Genomic DNA, 17880 nt, shown 5'->3' with positions numbered 1-17880 from the left:
GCGGGGCCGGGGGTGGCGGGAGGCCGCGACGGTTTCGGTCCGGCGCTGCGGTACGCCGGACCGAAACCGCCCCCGGGAGGGATCAGCTGCCGATGCTCTGCGCGTGGCGGAAGAAGTCCGACCGGTCGTAGCGGCGCTTGACCGACACCAGCCGGGAGTAGTTCTCGGCGTAGTAGGCCTGGCGCCAGTCCCCGAGGTCCGGGTTGGGGAAGTTGAGGTACGACTCGCCGCTGGAGAGCGGGTCGATGATGTCGAAGGCCTGGACGGGCCACAGCATGGCGGCCTCGGCCTCCTCGGCGGGCGGCTGCCCGTTCGAGAGCAGGGTCGCGCAGGCCACGAAGAACTCCGCGCCGCGGTGCACATACGCGGTCCGGCCGCGGGAGACCTTGTTGGCGACTCCGCCGAGCGCCGTCATGTACAGGTACGTGATGTGGCCCGGCCTGCGGTTGGCCTCGAACGCGGCGAGCAGGTCGGCCACCCCGGAGCTGCCGGTGGGGCGGTCGAGCAGCCGGGTGCGCTCCCGCAGGAACGGGGTGCGGCGGATCTTGGCGTCCGGGTTCGTACCGGCGCGGTGGCACTCCTGGAGCGTGAGCTGCTCGCAGCCGTAGACGGCCTTCATGCCCTCGTCGAAGTGCATCTCCTGGACCACACGCAGGCTGGGCGTGGCGCCCGCCTCGGCGGCCAGTTCGTTCAGGGCCTGCTCGAGCTCCGTCTGGGGGCCGTGATAGCCGCCGTTGATCTTGATGATCGGCACATTGCCGGGGGCACCGTCGCGCAGGAGCACGTTCAGGGTCGAGCCCAGGTTGTTCGAGCCGCTGGAGCACCACTCCTGCCAGGCGGTGATGATCTCCTGAGCCTTGTCCCACGGCCAGTAGGTGTCGAAGTACACCATCTTCGGGGCCGATATCGGGCGTACCTCGAAGTCGGTGGCCACGCCGAAGTTGCCGCCGCCACCGCCGCGTATCGCCCAGAAGAGGTCGGGGTGGGACTCCTCGGAGGCGCGCACGATCCGGCCGTTCGCGAGGACCACCTGGGCCGAGACGAGGCGGTCGCTCGCGACCCCGAACTTCCGTACCTGGAAGCCGATGCCACCGCCGGAGATGTAGCCGCCCATGCGCACGGTGGCGCAGGTGCCGGTGACCACCTGCTTGTTGTGGGGCCTGAGCGTGGCCAGCACGTCGACGCTCTGCACGCCGGGGCCTAGCCGCACCGTGTGGTCGCCGACCGAGACATGGTTCAGCCGGGAGACGTCGAGGACCATGCCCTCACCGGTGGACCAGCCGGCCAGGCTGTGGCCGCCGCTGCGGGTGTGGACCTCGATGTGGTTGTCACGGGCGAACCTGATGGCCGTGCTCACGTCCCTGGGAGTCTCGCAGTAGACGATTCCCTGCGGCTTCACGGTGTCGAGCTCTACCAGGACGCCTTGCTTGGAATAGGCGTAGGCCTGGTCGGAGGGCAGGACCACCTCTCCTTGCAGATGCCGGCGCAGCTGCCCCCATTTGTCTTCGCTTCCGTATACCGACCGCACCGATGACCCGAGCGCCGTGGCCGCGAGCGCCACGCTGCCACCACCGCGAAGAAGAGATCGTCTACTCAGCATCGTTCCTCCAGGACGAGAGACCAGAGACCAGAACTGACGGGTGGCGGGGGTCATTTACCGGGAGCCTAGTGCTACGGCCGCAGAACTTGTGACGTGTAATCGTTTCTCGAGTTCGCTTGCAGCACGACTCAAGGCCGATCCGCCACACCGGGATCCTGTCGTTCTCCCGAACCTGTTTCAGCGGAATTTCCACTGAGCAATCTCGGCGATGACACCGTCCGGCGCGTTCCTGCAACCTGGTCCCTGAAACGTGTTCTGCGTGCGTGGAGGGGGTCTTCACGCGAATCGCTGGTGCGGCCACATCGGAACTGGAAGGTCTTACATGTCGTCCACTCTCTTCGGGTTTTCTGGCGATTTCGATGTCATCGTCATCGGCGGCGGGCCCGCCGGTGCGACCACGGCTGCGCTGCTGTCGAAGCAGGGACACCGTGTCCTCGTGCTCGACCGTGAGCGGTTCCCCCGGTACCACGTCGGGGAGTCGCTGATCCCCGGCGTGATGGTGCCGATGGAGGAACTCGGTCTCAAGGAGCGCATGGAGGCCAAGGGATTCGAGCGGAAGTACGGCGGGACCCTGGTCTGGGGCAACAACGAGGTTCCGTGGAACTTCTCCTTCACCACGGGCGGGCGCATCCCGTACGCGTTCCACACGCGGCGCGCCGACCTGGACGCGCTGATCCTGGACCGGGCGCGTGAGCTGGGTGCCTTCGTCGTGGAGGACGCCACGGTGAAGGACACCATCGAGGAGGACGGCCGGGTCGTCGGCGTCCGCTACGCGCTGCGCGGTCTGAACGGCACGCACGAGGCGCGGGCGCGCCTGGTCGTGGACGCCTCGGGGCAGGCTCGTGTGATCGGCCGGAAGTACTCCGAGGTCAACTGGAACGAGCAGCTGCGCAACGTCGCGGTGTGGACGTACTTCGACAACTGCCACCGGCTGCCGGGCGACGAGTGGAGCAACATCCTCATCGAGGGCACCAAGGACGGCTGGTTCTGGGGCATCCCGATCGACAAGGGTGTCTTCAGCGTCGGCTACGTGACCCGGTCCGCGCTCGCGACGGAGTCGGACAAGTCGCTGGAGGACCTGTTCCAGTCCGAGATCCAGGAGACCAGCAAGCTGAAGGAACTGCTGCGGGACGCCACGCAGGCCGCGGGCTACCGTTCGGCGCGCGACTGGTCGTACACCAACGAGCACTTCCACGGCAACGGCTGGGTCCTGGTCGGCGACGCCGCCGCCTTCGTCGACCCGCTGTTCTCGACGGGTGTGGCGCTCGCGACCCTGGCGGCCAGCACGCTGTCCAAGGTGGTCGACAAGATACTGAACCACCCCGAGATCGAGGAGAAGGCCCTCGACCGGTACTCCACGGCGTACCAGGACTTCTTCCACGACATCCGCCGGTTCGTCGAGGGGTTCTACGACCGCTCGAAGACCAAGGGCTTCTACTTCAACATGGCCCAGGACATGGTCGACCCGGAGAAGAAGAACGACGCCGAGGTCGACTTCGTCAAGCTGATCTCCGGGCTGAGCGGGCGTCAGGGCGGTCTGTTCGAGCTGAACGTGGACGACCTCATCGACGGCGCCGGCGCTCCGGCCGAGAGCGTCGGCGACTGACGCCGGGCAGGACCACTGGCAGGTACGACTGAGCTCCTGGCGGAGGGGATCCCCTCCGCCAGGAGCTCAGTCGTGCTGTCTGCCGGGGGACTTTGCCATGGCGCGTGTGCCGGGGAGTTCCGCCCTGTGCACCGGGAGCCCTGTCTGCCTGTTCGTCGTTCGGCGCGGGAGGGCGCGGTACGGGAAAACGCGGTGCGGAAGGACGCGGTGCGGGCCGTGCGGCGGCCGGCCCCCGTGGGTGAGGGGGCCGGCCGCCGCACGGCCCGGAGCCGTGGGCACGGTGGTTCAGCTCGCCCGGTCGGGTGCGGCCACGGGCCTGGAGCCGGCCGTGGGCTGCGACCGCTTGCGCCTGGCCTCCAGGACGGTCAGGGCCGGTGTGCCGGCGACCAGTTCGGCCGGTGCGGGCCGGTTCTGCTTCCTGCCGCGGCCGGCGATGACCAGAGCGGCCGACACGATCACCATGTTCTTGAGGATGTACTGGCCCTCGAGGGTGCCGATGAAGAAGGACTCCCAGGTCTCCTTCGGGAACATGAAAAGAGGGGTGAATGTGCCCGCCATGTGTCCGAGGAGGATCATTGTCGTCAGCGTGGGCACAAGCCCGCTGACGAGAAGTAACCCGATCACCGTTTCCAGCGCGCCGGTCAGCACCGTCGCGAGCGTTCCCTCGATGATGCCGAACGTCAGTCGCTCCACGGTTTCCGCGGCCAGCGGTTCCGCCGGACTCACCCCCGGAAAGAACTTCGGCACTCCGAACCACAGGAAGATGATTCCTATGGATATTCGGAGTGCCGTGATCCCGAATGAGGCACCGAGGCCCTCGATGAAACGAGCGATTCGTCCATAGGTGCGCATGGGCCTTGACTCCCCGCAGTTTCTCATTTCCGGCTGAATTTTGGTTATGAGGCTGTCATGTTCCGCCCAAGGCTCGGTGGAGGAGCGGCAGGGCGGAACTATCGGGCGACCGGAGGGAGTCGTTCGGCGATCTTCAGTTGTGGGCCGGGCGGGGCCGTCAGTGGCCGGCGGGCGCGGGGCCGAGCAGGACCTTGGCCTCCAGGGAGCCCTCGGACAGCTGGTAGTACGTCTGGAGCTTGAAGTACTCGCCGCCGGAGTAGGACGCCACGTTGTAGAGACCCTGGACGGGGCCGGGGTAGGTGTGGCCGACGTTCTTGGCGAACTTCTCGACGCTCGCGTCGACGGCGATGCGGTCGGGCAGGGCGCCGGCGTCCGGGACCATCGTGGCGAACGTGATGCGCTGGATCTTGGAGGACTCCCAGTTCAGGGTGGTGTAGATGCCGACCGCCTGGGCCGCCAGCTGGAGCATGCGCTCGCTCGGCTCGGGCAGGCCCAGGTCGCGCAGCATCGCGCGGACGGTCCCGGGCTCGCGGCACTCTTCGGGGAACTGGAGGAAGTAGACGTTCACCGTGCGGCTCGGGTAGTCGATCCCGATCATGCTGTTCTTGTCGTCGAGGCCGTAGCGGGCGTAGAAGTCGAGGTTCTCGGACAGGGCCGGCGGCATGGACGGCAGGGCGGCGACCTTGGACAGCTTCTGGAGGTCGTTGACCGGCAGGAACGTCCAGGTCTTCTTGAAGCCTCCGACGACTCCGAAGTCGACGCCGTGCGCGGTCACCGGGATGTGCTCCTGGACCTCCTCGAGCAGCTTGCCCACGGGGTGGTCCGTGGCCTCGGCGATGCCCTGCGACACGGCGTACAGGTAGGGGTTGACGTCCCCGGGCAGTGCCGTGAAGCGGCAGTCGAGGTCCTCGGAGCCGCGCGTGGTCACCCGGAAGGCGACGACGACCTTGTCCAGGTCGTACGCGGACAGGATGGGCTCGACCTTTTCGCGCGAGGGGGATATGTCCAGCAGCCCGGCCGTTTCCTCGATGGCGCTGAAAAGACCTTCCATGCCTGTGCTGGTCATTCGTCCTCCAGTTTCCTTCTGTGTGGAGCATCTTGTTAATCAGGCGGCCGACCGGGTATTTGTTGTGTCTAGGGCCGGTGGCCGTATTGCCGAGGATCAGGGCAGACGGGCATGGCACGTCCCAATTTCGTCACCCCGTGAAGTGTCGATGCCGGGGACTGGACGTGTCAAGGTGATCCATATGCTTAGCCCATTTCAAGTGGCCCTCTAGTGGCGGCTGGTAGCGTGGCGGCGCAGGATTTCACGTGGAAACAATGATCGCCGTCAACTGCTTGGAGTGTTGATGTCCGGAGGCGTTTCGGCAGAAGAGCTGTACTCGGCCATCGAGGAATCGGCTCGACTGGTCGACGCACCTTTCTCACGTGACAAGGTCTGGCCGATCCTCGCGGCATTCGAGGGCGGTTTCTCGGAGAACGGTGGAGTGATTTTCAGCCTCCAGGCCGGCGAAGAGGTGGCGGAGGTCGAGTACTCGATCCAGGTTTCACCGGGAATCGAGGATCCCTATACCCACGCTCTGGCGAACGGCTTCTTCAAGGAGACGGACCACCCCGTCCGCGCCCTGCTCGCCGAGGTCGTGGAGCTGGTCCCCACGAGCGAGCACTACATCGACTGCGGGATCGTCGGCGGTTTCAAGAAGATCTACGCGAACTTCCCGCACGCTCCGCAGAAGGTGTCGAAGCTCGCCGAGGTCCCCTCGATGCCGCGCGCGGTGAGCGAGAACCTGGAATTCTTCGCCCGCTACGGTCTGGAAGACGTGGCGCTGGTCGGAGCCGACTGCAAGAACCGCACGATGAACCTGTACTTCCAGCTCCCCGCCGGCATCGCCGGGAACCTGGAGCCGAAGACCGTACAGGAAATGCTGCGCGAGACCGGGATGAGCGAGCCGAGCGAGGAGATGCTGGCGTACGCCGGTAAGGCCTTCCGGGTGTATGTAACCCTCAACTGGGACCGCTCGGAGATTCTTCGAATCTCGTTCGCGCCGCAGCCGCGCCGCAGTGTCGACCTGGCGGAACTGCCCGCCCGGCTGGTGCCGAGGATCGCCGAGTTCATGCAGGCCACCCCGCACAAGTACGCCGGAGCACTGATCAATGCCACGGCCGCCAAGTGGTCACCTGAGAAGGAATTCCTCGACCTCGCGTCGTACTACCAGGTCTCGCCCATCCACCTGAAGGCAATCGAAGCACAGGAATAACGGGCGCACCCGCTCTCGGAAAACGCGGAGCCCTCTTTCCTCAAGAAAGGCATCACCCCGTGACGACTTCCGGTCGCGCCCAGCAGATACCCTTCGATTTCGACAACGGCAACTTCATCCGGGACCTGATCACCACCCACGGCGGCGGGGGCTATCCGCCGGCGGACGCCATGGCCCCGGGCGACGTCGCCACCTACACCTGGCTCACCCACCAGCTCCAGACCTCCTGGTTCGACGCGCTGGCCCCCTATCACCCGACCGCGGTCGGCATCTGCTCGCGGATCCCCCGCCGTCCGGCGGAGGAGTCCGCGACCAACCGGAACAAGAACATCGCCGGTCTCCACGCCCTGTTCCAGGTCGTGAAGGCGGTGTTCGAGGAGCGGACGCCGGTGCTGCGGCAGGCGTTCACCGCGCTCGGCCTGGACCCCGACGACGAGTCAACGGACCTGACCACCGCGGTCGGCATCGGCAACACGGCCGGCAAGGCGGTCGTCGCGGCCCGGGCGCACGACGGCATGAACGTCCTCGGTGACAAGGGGCGCAAGTACAACGGTCTGCCCTACGAGGACTACACCGGATACCGGCCCGTGAACACGGCCGACGAACTGGTCGACCCCTCGCGCTGGCAGCCGGCCGTCGAACCGCACCGCCGGCGCATCGACGGTGGGCCCGGCGACAAGGGCGTCTTCACCGCCCAGCGGTTCGCCACGCCGCAGCTCGGCCTGGTCGCGCCGCAGACGTACAAGGACCCGAGCGAGTTCGAACTGGCCCCGCCGAAGCACCTCGGCAACGCCGACTCCGGCGCGTACAGGCACGCGGTGGACGAGGTCCTCGAGGCGTCGGCGAACCTCACCGACGAACAGAAGGTCAAGGCGGAGTTCTTCGAGCACACGCCGCTGTCGGTGACCCTGTCGCCGCGTGCCGCCGCCGTGGCGCACGACCTGGACCTGGACGGCTGGGTGCAGCTGTTCCTGGTGACGTCGGTGGCGCGGTTCGACAGCCTGATCGCCGCCTGGCACCACAAGCGCGAGCACGACGCCGTACGGCCGTTCAGTGCCGTCGGACACGTGTACGGCAGCGACCCGGTGACGGCGTGGGGCGGGCCTGGCAAGGGCACGGTCGACGACCTCCCCGGCGACCAGTGGACCGGCTACCTGCCGGTCGGCAACCACCCCGAATTCCCCTCCGCCTTCACCACGCTCACCGCCGCCCAGGCCCAGGCGGCCCGCAGCTTCCTCGGGGACGACGTCCTCAACTGGACGCACACCTTCCCCGCCGGCTCGGCGCAGAAGGAGCCGGGCACCGTACCGGCCAACGACCTCGAGCTGACCTGGGCCACCTGGACCGACTTCGAGAAGGACAGCGCCCGCAGCCGGGTGTGGGCCGGTGCGCACTTCCCCGGGACCGTCGAGACGTCCCTGGAGTTCGGCGCCCAGTTCGGCGACCTGGCCCACGAGTTCGTCCAGCGCCACATCGACGGCGACGTCGAGGACTGAGACCGCCTCCTTCCCACGGCGTTCCACGCACCGCGGCGGCGGGCCGGGCACCGCTGTCCGCCGCCGGGGCCGGCCACACCCCTTTCTCAGTTGCCCCCCTCACAAGGACAGGAATTCACTCATGACGACGTCCGGACGTTCTCCCGTCTCCGGCTTCGGCCTGGGCCGCAGGTCGCTGCTGTTCGGCGGACTCGGCGGGGCCGCTGCCCTGACGGTGACCGGGCTGGGTTCCGGCTCGGCCACCGCGGCCGAGAGCGCTGCCGACCCGGCCAAGTTCGACTTCGACACCGACAACTTCATCGAGTGGGCGCAGCCCAGCGACGACATGGCCGGCAAGTCGCCCAACGGGGATCTGTTCGGCCCCATGGACGTGACCGTCTTCCTCTGGATCAACCGCCTCACCGCGCTCGCGGTGTTCGACGCGCTGGCGCCGTACCACGAGAGCGCGGTCGGCGTGTACACGCGGATCCCGCGCCGTCCCTCCGGCGAGTCGGCGACCAACCGGAACCTGAACGTGGCCGCCATCCACGCCACGTACCAGATCTGGAGCCGGGTCCTGCCGTCGAAGATGGCGGGCACGCGGGCCATGATGACCGCGATGGGCCTGAACCCGGACGACACGTCGGAGAACCTGACCAGCCCGGTCGGCATCGCCAACGTGGCCGCCAAGAACGTCTGGGAGAACCTGAAGAACGACGGCATGAACTTCCTCGGCTACGAGGGCGGCCGCAAGTACAACCCCCGCCCGTGGGCCGACTACACCGGCTACGAGCCGGTGAACACCGCGTTCGAGCTGACCAACCCCTCGCGCTGGCAGCCGCAGCTGGGCCCGCACAACGGGCGCCGACTCGGCGGCGGCAACGGTGACCTGGGCATCTTCGTCGTCCAGCACATGGTCACCCCGCACCTGCGCAAGGTGAAGGCCCACATCTTCAAGGACCCGACGAAGTTCCAGCTCTCCGCGCCCACCCACGTCGACCACACCCGGCCCCGGGAGTACAAGCGCTCGGTGGACCAGATCCTCGAGGCGTCGGCGAACCTCACCGAGCGGCAGAAGCTGCTCGCCGAGGTCATGGACAACAAGGTCTGGGGCATCGGCCACTCGGCGATCGTCATGGCCCGCAGCCACAATCTGAGCATGCACGGCTGGATCCACTACATGCTCGAGCACATCCTGGCGACGTTCGAGCCGGCGATCGTGGCCTGGCGGCACAAGGTCATCTACGACGCCGCGCGGCCGGTCACCGCCATCCAGCACGTGTACGGCAACCGCAAGATCACCGCCTGGGGCGGCCCCGGCAAGGGCACCGTCAGCGACCTTCGCGCCTCCGAGTGGGCGAGCTACCTGGGCGTCAGCGACCACCCGGAGTACCCGTCGGGCTCCACGACGCTCGCCGCCTCCTCGGCGCAGTCCGCGCGCCGCTTCTTCGGCACGGACACCCTGAACTGGAAGTTCACCATCTCCGCCGGCGCGTCGCTGGTGGAGAAGGGGCTCACCCCGCACAACGACCTCCCGATCCACATCCGCACCTGGAGCGAGTTCGCCCGGATCTGCGCCGACAGCCGTGTCTGGGGCGGCGTCCACTTCCAGAAGACCGTCAACCGGTCCCTGGAGCTCGGTGAGCAGTTCGGCGACCTGGCCCACGAGTTCGTGCAGAAGCACGTCAACGGCAACGTCAAGGGCTGACCCTCCCCCACCGCGGCGGCGGGCGCCCTTCGCCCGCCGCCGTGTTCGCCCTGATCGGTCGCACTCCCCCCTCACTCGCGCAGCAACCTCTTCAAAGGGCAGGAACAGTCATGACGACGTCCGGACACACTTCTGGCTCAGGCGCCCTGTTAGGCCGCCGAGCACTGCTCGGCGGTGCCTCGGCCGCGGCGCTGTCCACGCTGGCCTTCTCCCGCACGGCCGGGGCCGTCACGGGCGACGAGCCGCTCAAGATCGATTTCGATCTGGACAAGGACAACTACATCAAGTGGGCCCAGCCCCAGGACGCGCAGGCCGGTCTGGAGGGGAGACTGGCGTTCATCGGGCCGATGGACGTGACGGTCTTCCTGTGGACGAGCCGCGCGGCGATGCTCGCGGTGTTCGACGCGCTGGCGCCGTACCACGAGAGCGCGGTCGGCATCTACACGCGGATCCCGCGCCGCCCGTCCGGCGAGTCCGCCACCAACCGCAACCTGAACATCGCCACGATCTACGCCCAGCTCGGCATCTGGAAGCGCATGCTGCCGAACGACACGGCGGGCGTGCGGCAGCTGATGGCCGCGTTCGGTCTGGACCCCGACGACGAGTCGGAGGACCTGACCAGCCCGATCGGCATCGGCAACGTGGCCGCCAAGAACACGTGGAACGTCCTGAAGAACGACGGGATGAACGTCCTCGGCTACGAGGGCGGCCGCAAGTACAACCCCCGCCCGTGGGCCGACTACACCGGCTACGAGCCCGTGAACACGCCGTTCGACCTGAACAACCCCTCGCGCTGGCAGCCGCAGCTGATCCCGCACAACGGCCGCCGGCTCGGCGCTCCCGGCCACGGCGACATGGGCATCTTCGTCGGCCAGCACTTCATCACCCCGCAGGCCGGCCGGACCCGGTCGCTCATCTTCAAGGACCCGGCCCGCTTCCCCCTGGCCCGGCCCGCGCACAGCGACCACACCGACACCCGCGCCTTCAAGCGCTCGGTGGACGAGATCATCGAGGCGTCGGCCAATCTCAACGACGAGCGCAAGGCTCTCGCCGAGATCATGGAGAACAAGCTCTGGGGCATCGGCTACTCGTCCATCGTCATCGGCCGCAAGTACGACCAGAACAACACGATGGGCGTGCACGGCTGGGCCCAGTGGATGCTCCAGCACCTCCTGGCGACGTTCGACCCGACGATCGCCGCCTGGTACCAGAAGGCCAAGTTCGACGCCTGCCGCCCGGTCAGCGCGGTCCGGCACGTGTACGGCAACCGCAAGATCACCGCCTGGGGCGGCCCCGGCAAGGGCACCGTCAGCGACATCCGCGCCACCGAGTGGCGCAGCTACCTCACGGTGGGCGACCACCCCGAGTACCCGTCGGGTTCCACCACGCTGTGCTCGGCGACCTCGCAGACCGCGCGACGCTACTTCGGCTCCGACGAGCTGGACTGGACGATCGACTACAAGGCCGGTTCGACGCTGGTGGAGCCCGGGCAGACGCCCGCCAGGGATCTGTCGATCAACTTCGCCACCTGGACCGAGTTCAGCCGCACCTGTGCCGACAGCCGGGTGTGGGGCGGTGTCCACTTCCAGAAGACCGTCGACCGGTCGCTGGTGTTCGGTGAGCAGTTCGGTGACCTGGCCCACGAGTTCGTGGCGCGCCAGGTCAAGGGCGACGTCAAGAACTGACGCCCTTCCCCTCGCGGCGGCGGGCCGTCAGTCCGCCGCCGCGTTCCCGGCCAGCGCCGGCCGGGCCGGCAGGCCGCGGCGCAGCCGTCGATGTCCCGTTCCTCATGAAGGGCCCTTCCGAGACTCGCCTTCGCAGGCCCTTCCCTGTCCCGAACAAGGAAGACGATCATGACGACGTCCGGACACACCTCCCTCTCAGGCTCCTCGCTGGGCCGCAGGTCCCTGCTGCTCGGCGGCTCCGCGGCCGCCCTTTCCTCGCTGGTCTTCTCCCGCACGGCCGGTGCCGCCACCAATGAGCCGGTCAAGGTGGACTTCGACCTGGACAAGGACAACTACGTCAAGTGGGCCCAGCCCAACGACGACCAGGCCGGCGACTCCCCCAGCCTCCAGTTCATCGGTCCGATGGACGCGACGGTCTTCCTGTGGACGAACCGCGCGGCGATCCTCGCGGCGTTCGACGCGCTGGCGCCGTACCACGAGACCGCGGTCGGCTTCCACTCCCAGATCCCGCGCCGGCCGTCCAGCGAGTCCGCCAGCAACCGGAACATGAACATCGCCGTCATCTACGCCCAGCACGGCATCTGGAAGCGCCTGCTGCCGCTCAACGTCGGCCGCCTCCAGCAGCTGATGGTCTCGTTCGGCCTCGACCCGAACGACACCTCGGAGAACCTGAGCAGCCCGATCGGCATCGGCAACTACGCCGCCAGGAAGGTCTGGCAGTTCCTCGAGCACGACGGCATGAACCTCCTCGGCGACGAGGGCGGGCGCAAGTACAACCGCGTGCCGTGGTCGGACTACACCGGCTACCGGCCCGTGAACACGCCGTTCAGGCTGAACAACCCCTCGCGCTGGCAGCCGCAGCTCGGCCCCCACAACGGCCGTCGTGTCGGCGGTGGCCCGGGCGACATGGGCATCTACGTCAGCCAGCACTTCGTCACCCCGCAGGCCGGCCGGGTCAAGCCCCACATCTTCCGCGACCCGTCCAAGTACTACCTGGCCCCGCCGAACCACAGCGACCACACCAACATGCGCGCCTACAAGCGCGAGGTGGACGAGATCATCGACGCGTCGGCCAACCTCAACGACCGGACCAAGGTGCTCGCCGAGGTCATGGACAACAAGCTGTGGGGCATCGGCTACTCGTCCATCGTCATCGCCCGCAAGCACGACCAGAACGACGAGCTGGGCGTGCACGGCTGGCTGCAGTGGACGTGCAAGACCATCCTGGCGACGTTCGACACGCTGATCATCGCCTGGTACCAGAAGGTCAAGTACGACGCCGTGCGGCCGGTCAGCGCGGTCCGCCACGTGTACGGCAACAGCAAGATCACCGCCTGGGGCGGCCCCGGTCTGGGCACGGTCAACGACATCCGCGCCTCCGAGTGGGCCAGCTACCTGAGCGTGAGCGACCACCCGGAGTACCCCTCGGGCTCCACGACGATCTGTTCCGCGGGATCGCAGGCGGCCCGGCGTCACTTCGGCACCGACACCCTGGACTGGAAGTTCACCGTCCCGGCCAACGCGCTGCGGGCGGAGCACGGGATCGCCCCCGTCAAGGACGTCGAGGTGCACTTCCCCACGTGGACCGACCTCGACAACGCGTGTGCCCGCAGCCGGGTGGACGGCGGTGTCCACTTCGCGACGACGACCAAGCGGTCCGTGGAGTTCGGCCGTCAGTTCGGCGACATGGCCCACGAGTTCGTGCAGAAGCACGTCGAGGGCAACGTCAAGCGCTGACGGTCCTGCCGCGGCGATAAGAAGGGGCCTCCCGGCACTCGGTTGCGAGTGCCGGGAGGCCCTTGTCGCGTGTCGCCGGGGGATACGTCACGCAACGCCTGGGCTGGTGTTAGGGCGGCCCACCGCATCGGGCCGCTCCAGCACCGTCAAGGCCCGTTCAATCATCTCCACCAGGTCGGCGTCCTCGCCGTGGTCTCCCCACAGCACCTGGTGGAAGGCGCCCGTCACGGCGCCGACCAGGACACGGATCTCGAGGTTGGCCGCGGGCAGGCCCGCCCGCTCGGCGAACGCCTCGCTGACGAACTCGACCCACCTGTCCTGCTGCTCGCCCACCAGGGCCCTGATCGCGGGCACCTGGCGCACGAGCTCACGCCGCCACCGGTACTCCTCGCTGAAGTCCTCGGCGAGCCGGCGCACCATCTCGGTCACCACCGCCCGCAGGGCGGCCAGCGGCGGCTCGTCCGCGGGGCGTTCGCGCAGGATGGCCATGCTGGACTGGGCGTAGTCGTCCGTCAGGACGATGTGTTCCTTGCTGGGGAAGTAGCGGAAGACCGTGCTCGGCGAGACCTCGGCCGCCGCGGCGATCTGCTCGACGGTGGTGCTGTCGTACCCTCGGTCGTCGATCAGCCGACGGGCCGCCTCACGGATGGCCTGGCGCGTGCGGAGCTTCTTGCGTTCGCGCAGACCGAGGCCGGCTTCGGCGACGGTGATCGCCGGTGACGTCGATGCGCTGGTCGTGGCGGAGGGCATACGGCTCATTGTCGCGCACCGTCCGCGACGTCGGACAGCACCTCGGCCCGGGGCTGCTCCTCTGCCTTCGCCTCGGTCCTCCTCGTCTCCCGGCTGTCGGGCAGCTTGAAGGCGGCGAGGGCGGCGGCGACGACGCCGGCGACACCGCAGACCAGCAGCACCGTGCTCATGCCGTCGACGAAGGCGGACGCGGCGGACTCGGCCAGCTGGGGCAGGTCGAGCCGGGCGGCGACCGCCTGCGCGGCCACCACGGACTCCTCGGCCGCGTCGGCCGCCTGGGCCGGCAGTCCGTCGGTGTCGAGCCGGTCGGTGAACACGCCGTTGAGCACACTGCCCAGCAGGGCGATGCCGATGGCGCCGCCGACCTGGCGCAGGGTGGTGTTCAGGCCACTGCCGGTGCCCTCCTTGCCCTGGGGCAGTACCCCGAGGGCCGTGTCCAGGGCCGGCACCATCACGAGGCTCACGCCCAGGCCGGTGAGGATCATCCACACCACCGTGAAGCCGTAGCCGGTGCCGGTGTCGGTGCTGGCGCCGAGGAACATCGCCAGGGACATGATGAGCAGACCCGCGACGACCAGCGGCCGGGTGCCGAACTTGAGGGTCAGCGGCGGCACGATCTTGGCGACGACGATCATTCCGGCCACCAGCGGCATCATGCGCACACCGGTGCCGAAGGCGTCGTGGCCCTGGATGACCTGGAGGTACTGCGGCAGCACGAACATCAGGCCCATGAACACGAACGTGCCAAGGATCAGGAAGACCGTGTTCCAGCGGAAGGTCGGGTTGCGCAGCAGTTCCAGGTCCACCATCGGGCGGGGCTGGCGCTGCTCGCGCAGCACGAGGCCGGCGAGCAGCAGCAGGCCGCCGACGATCGAGCCGAGGATGACGGGGTCGCTCCAGCCCTCGGAGGGCCCTTCGATGACGCCGTAGACGAGGGCGCCGAGACCGGCCATGCCCAGGGCCGTGCTGATGATGTCGACCCGGGGGGACGAGGGGTCCCTGGTCTCGGGGATCAGCAGGGCGCAGGCGGCGATGCCGATGGCGACCAGCGGGATGTTGATGACGAAGACCGAGCCCCACCAGAAGTGATCGAGCAGCCAGCCGCTGACCAGGGGACCGAGCGGCAGGCCGATCGAGACACCGACGGTGATGATCGCGATCGCCTTGGTCTGCTCCTCGCCCTTGAAGAGGGTCGGGATGATGGACAGCGTGAGCGGCAGGATCAGCGCGGCGCCGAGTCCCATGACCGCCCGGGCCCCGATGAGCGCGCCCGGCGTGTCCACGAGCATTCCGATGACGGAGCCGCCGAGGAAGATCACGAGCCCGGTGATCAGCAGTTTGCGTCGGCCGAAGCGGTCGCCGAGGAAGCCCGCGGGAAGCATCGCGGAGGCGAAGACGACAGCGTAGGAGTCGATGATCCACTGAAGCTCACCCGCGGAGGCGCCGGTGTCGGCGGCGAGGGTGGGGATGGCGACGTTCAGGATCGTCGTATCGAATCCGATGACGAGCACGCTGATCGTGAGACCGATCAGAGCTAACCAGCGATTTTTGACAGCCATAGGAAAATGGTAGCAGCTCTCACTTGAGAGCAGCTAGAGCTTGCGAGTCGATGTGGATTGAGAGGGTCCCGCCCTGGGGTAAGCGTCCCGAGTCCTGTCGTGTACATGACAATTCAAGAGCCGACGCGAAGCGCCGACCGCACACCCGCAGGGCCCGGGTACACCTCACCGGGCCCGCGGTTCGCCTCACCCGGCCCGGTTCGCCTCGCGCAGGACCGCGTAGGCCTCGGCCACCGGGTCCGCGTACACGAGCTCCTCGCAGTTGACGACCAGATGGATCGCCTCGATCCGCCCGTCACGGAGGTCGAGGGCCGTGCCGTTGAGAATCCTGCCGTTGCGGTCACGGAACAGGGAGCCGGGACGGCCGTTGACCCGGTGCTCCTCGAGGGTGACGCCGATCCGCACCAGCGGCGGGACGATCGCCGACAGCAGCCGGGCCACGTTCTCGGCGCCCACGATGTACGTCGGCCAGGGCAGCGGCTCACGGCCGCCGTCGCTCGTGCGGGCGATGGAGTCGACCAGCTGCTCGCACCCCTCCTCCGAACACCCGAGCGCCGACGCGATCTCGGCGACGGAGCACCCGAACGCCTCCCGCAGCACGAACACCGCCCGCTCCAGCGGGGACAGCCGCTCCAGCACCAGCAGAGCCGCCGTCAGCAGCGAGTCGGCCAGCTCCGCCGGCCGCCGCGGGTCCCCGCCCGTCCCGCCCGGCAGCGGTTCGGCCGCCCAGGGCCCCACCCCCACCTGCGCGTGCCGCTCCAGACGGGCCGAGCGCAGTACGTCGGTGGAGATCCGGGTGACCTCGGCCGCGAGATGACCCTCGATCGAAGCGGGCCGCGCCGGGGTGTCCGCCCAGCGCAGCCAGGTCGCCTCCACGGCGTCCTCCGCCTCGCTCGCGCTGCCCAGGATCCGGCGGGCGATCGCGTACAGCAGCGGCCGCACTCCCTCGAACTCCTCGGTCCTGGTCACAGTGGCTCCTCCTGACGTGCTCGGACGAAACGGCGCGCCCGCCGACGGGGGGAAGGTATCGGCGGGCACGCCACGGAGGGGCTTGCGGCGCCATCGTAGGTGCGGCGGATCGGCAAGTCCCTTACGTGCTACGGAAGTTCGAGTTCACCTCCGCGCGGTCAGGACCGCTCGGAGACCAGGCTCCCGAGCGGCCGGGGCGCGACGGTGTACGACTCCTCCTGCTGCCCTCGCCTGCGGGCGTGCAGCGCCAGCGTAGCCAGCAGACCGCTGGCGACCGGCCCCACGAGGACGAGCAGGACCTTGGTCAGCGACCAGCCCGCGTCGACCATGACACCGCCGAGCACACCACCCACCAGCGGACCCACCTTGCCCGCGCTGTTCGCCCAGCTCACAGCGGTGGCGCGGGCGGCCGGCGGGTAGGCGACCGCGGTGATCGCCTGGAGCACCGAGGTCGCCGCCGGGAGGCAGAGCCCGAGCAGGAACGCCGTCACGAGCAGCCCGGCGAAGTGGCCGGCCGTCAGCGCGGCCGCGCCCAGGCCGACCGCGGTCAGCGCCCACAGGGCCGCCAGCACCCGGAACCGGTCGAACCGCTTGAGCACGAAGGACACCGAGAGCTGTCCGATCAGGCCGCCCCACCCGAACGCGGCGACCGACACCGCGGCCTTGGACTCCGTCAGCCCCGCGTTCTCGGCCAGTTCGGGGAGATAGGTGACGATCACGAACGCGACGCCCTGCCCGAGGTAGAAGCACAGCCACAGCAGGATGGTCATCCGGAAGAAGCCACGGGACAGCACGACCTTCGGGCTGGGCCGCGCGGTCTTGTGCACCGTGCCGCGCTCCCAGTCCACCTGGGACAGGTCCTCGCCCGGAACGGCTGCCGCGAGGGCGCGGCGCAGCTCCTCTTGCGGCCGCTCACGGGCGGCGAGCACGCCGAGGGACTCCGGGACGACCCGGAAGATCGCCGGGAGCAGCAGCAGCGGCACGATCCCGCACACCACCAGCAGCGTCTCCCAGCCGAAGGCCGGTTTGATCACCGCGGCGAGAAGCCCGCCGAGGGTCGTGCCGGCCGTCACCCCGGCGAACGCCAGCGCGACCATCTGAACCCTGCGCCGGGCGGGCATCCAGTCAGCCACGAGGGCCATCACGGTCGGCAGCACCGCCCCGAGTCCCAGACAGGCCACGATCCGCAGCGCGGTGAACGGGCCGATGCCGGTCGTGAATCCCATGGCGGCCGTGCCGGCGCCGAAGGTCGCGGTGCCCACGAGGGTGACGAGCCTGCGCCCGTAGCGGTCGGCCAGCGGGCCGGCCACCACGCCGCCGAGGATCATCGCCAGGACGCCCAGCGCCACGGTCGCGGTCACGGCCCGGCCGTCGATGCCCCAGTCCTCCTTGAGTCGGGGGTAGACGAAGGCGGCGACGGTGGTGTCCATGCCCTCGGCCACCATCGTGAGCAGGCCCACCGCCACGATGAGCCGCTGCCGACGGCCCATCGGGCGCTGGTCGATGAACTCCTGTGGACTCGGTCTCGCCGAGGCGTCCGTACTCATGGGCGGCGGCCCCTTTCCTCTGAAGCTGTGTGGGTCATGCGACGGTCCAGGTGTCGCCGCCGGTGAGCAGTGCGGCGAGGTCGCCCTTGCCGTGCTGTTCGACGGCCGTGTCGAGCTGCTCGGCCATCTGGGTG

13 protein-coding genes are annotated in these 17880 nt (G+C 68.6%); 6 read left to right on the top strand and 7 right to left on the bottom strand.

The window, feature by feature from the left end:
* Positions 1-82 precede the first annotated feature (82 nt).
* Positions 83-1465 (bottom strand): FAD-binding oxidoreductase, encoded by a 1383-nt coding sequence (locus ACFYR0_RS35755; RefSeq protein ID WP_389337867.1) that lies wholly within the window; start codon positions 1463-1465, stop codon positions 83-85.
* Positions 1466-1922: 457 nt separating this feature from the next.
* On the opposite strand from ACFYR0_RS35755, the gene ACFYR0_RS35750 reads away from it, so the two are divergent.
* A complete protein-coding gene (locus ACFYR0_RS35750; protein ID WP_389337864.1) occupies positions 1923-3206 on the top strand; it encodes an NAD(P)/FAD-dependent oxidoreductase in 1284 nt (427 codons plus the stop codon).
* Positions 3207-3491: 285 nt separating this feature from the next.
* Here ACFYR0_RS35750 and ACFYR0_RS35745 read toward each other — a convergent pair whose 3' ends face one another.
* Together ACFYR0_RS35745 and ACFYR0_RS35740 are read right to left on the bottom strand one after the other, a co-directional pair.
* Positions 3492-4058, bottom strand: a complete 567-nt coding sequence (locus tag ACFYR0_RS35745) for a DoxX family membrane protein (protein ID WP_389337861.1) — start codon at positions 4056-4058, stop codon at positions 3492-3494.
* 157 nt (positions 4059-4215) lie between these two features.
* Positions 4216-5124: an aromatic prenyltransferase gene (locus ACFYR0_RS35740; RefSeq protein ID WP_389337858.1), complete on the bottom strand. Its 909-nt coding sequence runs from the start codon at positions 5122-5124 to the stop codon at positions 4216-4218.
* Between the two features lie 283 nt (positions 5125-5407).
* Here ACFYR0_RS35740 and ACFYR0_RS35735 point away from each other — a divergent pair, with 283 nt between their 5' ends.
* The 5 genes from ACFYR0_RS35735 (at position 5408) to ACFYR0_RS35715 (ending at position 12921) form a co-directional block, all read left to right on the top strand.
* Complete coding sequence (locus ACFYR0_RS35735) at positions 5408-6316, top strand: aromatic prenyltransferase (RefSeq protein WP_389337958.1); 909 nt, start codon at positions 5408-5410, stop codon at positions 6314-6316.
* A gap of 59 nt (positions 6317-6375) precedes the next feature.
* The gene (locus ACFYR0_RS35730; RefSeq protein ID WP_389337855.1) at positions 6376-7812 is read left to right on the top strand and encodes a DUF6851 domain-containing protein; all 1437 of its coding nucleotides are present in this window, start codon (positions 6376-6378) and stop codon (positions 7810-7812) included.
* 121 nt (positions 7813-7933) lie between these two features.
* Positions 7934-9499 (top strand): DUF6851 domain-containing protein, encoded by a 1566-nt coding sequence (locus ACFYR0_RS35725; RefSeq protein WP_389337852.1) that lies wholly within the window; start codon positions 7934-7936, stop codon positions 9497-9499.
* Positions 9500-9609: 110 nt separating this feature from the next.
* Complete coding sequence (locus ACFYR0_RS35720; protein WP_389337849.1) at positions 9610-11184, top strand: DUF6851 domain-containing protein; 1575 nt, start codon at positions 9610-9612, stop codon at positions 11182-11184.
* A 168-nt stretch (positions 11185-11352) separates the two neighbouring features.
* Positions 11353-12921: a DUF6851 domain-containing protein gene (locus ACFYR0_RS35715; RefSeq protein ID WP_389337846.1), complete on the top strand. Its 1569-nt coding sequence runs from the start codon at positions 11353-11355 to the stop codon at positions 12919-12921.
* Positions 12922-13008: 87 nt separating this feature from the next.
* On the opposite strand, the gene ACFYR0_RS35710 is transcribed toward ACFYR0_RS35715, so the two are convergent.
* From ACFYR0_RS35710 to ACFYR0_RS35695, 4 genes are all read right to left on the bottom strand, one after another.
* On the bottom strand, positions 13009-13680 hold the full coding sequence (locus ACFYR0_RS35710; protein ID WP_389337843.1) for a TetR/AcrR family transcriptional regulator: 672 nt from the start codon (positions 13678-13680) through the stop codon (positions 13009-13011).
* On the bottom strand, positions 13677-15230 hold the full coding sequence (locus ACFYR0_RS35705) for an MFS transporter (RefSeq protein WP_389337840.1): 1554 nt from the start codon (positions 15228-15230) through the stop codon (positions 13677-13679). The genes ACFYR0_RS35710 and ACFYR0_RS35705 overlap by 4 nt, the downstream gene beginning before the upstream one ends.
* Positions 15231-15416: 186 nt before the next feature.
* Complete coding sequence (locus tag ACFYR0_RS35700) at positions 15417-16199, bottom strand: sigma factor-like helix-turn-helix DNA-binding protein (protein ID WP_389337837.1); 783 nt, start codon at positions 16197-16199, stop codon at positions 15417-15419.
* 158 nt (positions 16200-16357) lie between these two features.
* Entirely contained in the window at positions 16358-17746 is a 1389-nt protein-coding gene (locus ACFYR0_RS35695; RefSeq protein WP_389337834.1) for an MFS transporter, read from the bottom strand.
* Positions 17747-17880 lie beyond the last annotated feature (134 nt).

The organism is Streptomyces sp. NPDC005017 (genome assembly GCF_042873115.1).
Classification (GTDB): Bacteria; Actinomycetota; Actinomycetes; order Streptomycetales; family Streptomycetaceae; genus Streptomyces.
Note: the sequence above shows the minus strand (reverse complement) of the source record. Positions and strands in the feature narration are given on the sequence as shown.

Excerpts from the sequence above, each read along its gene's own strand:
- ACFYR0_RS35745 (WP_389337861.1), bottom strand. The coding sequence starts at position 4,058 with ATGCGCACCTATGGACGAATCGCTCGTTTCATCGAGGGCCTCGGTGCC.
- ACFYR0_RS35695 (WP_389337834.1), bottom strand. The coding sequence starts at position 17,746 with ATGAGTACGGACGCCTCGGCGAGACCGAGTCCACAGGAGTTCATCGAC.
- ACFYR0_RS35725 (WP_389337852.1), top strand. The coding sequence starts at position 7,934 with ATGACGACGTCCGGACGTTCTCCCGTCTCCGGCTTCGGCCTGGGCCGC.
- ACFYR0_RS35750 (WP_389337864.1), top strand. The coding sequence starts at position 1,923 with ATGTCGTCCACTCTCTTCGGGTTTTCTGGCGATTTCGATGTCATCGTC.
- ACFYR0_RS35720 (WP_389337849.1), top strand. The coding sequence starts at position 9,610 with ATGACGACGTCCGGACACACTTCTGGCTCAGGCGCCCTGTTAGGCCGC.
- ACFYR0_RS35705 (WP_389337840.1), bottom strand. The coding sequence starts at position 15,230 with ATGGCTGTCAAAAATCGCTGGTTAGCTCTGATCGGTCTCACGATCAGC.
- ACFYR0_RS35740 (WP_389337858.1), bottom strand. The coding sequence starts at position 5,124 with ATGACCAGCACAGGCATGGAAGGTCTTTTCAGCGCCATCGAGGAAACG.
- ACFYR0_RS35735 (WP_389337958.1), top strand. The coding sequence starts at position 5,408 with ATGTCCGGAGGCGTTTCGGCAGAAGAGCTGTACTCGGCCATCGAGGAA.
- ACFYR0_RS35715 (WP_389337846.1), top strand. The coding sequence starts at position 11,353 with ATGACGACGTCCGGACACACCTCCCTCTCAGGCTCCTCGCTGGGCCGC.
- ACFYR0_RS35710 (WP_389337843.1), bottom strand. The coding sequence starts at position 13,680 with ATGAGCCGTATGCCCTCCGCCACGACCAGCGCATCGACGTCACCGGCG.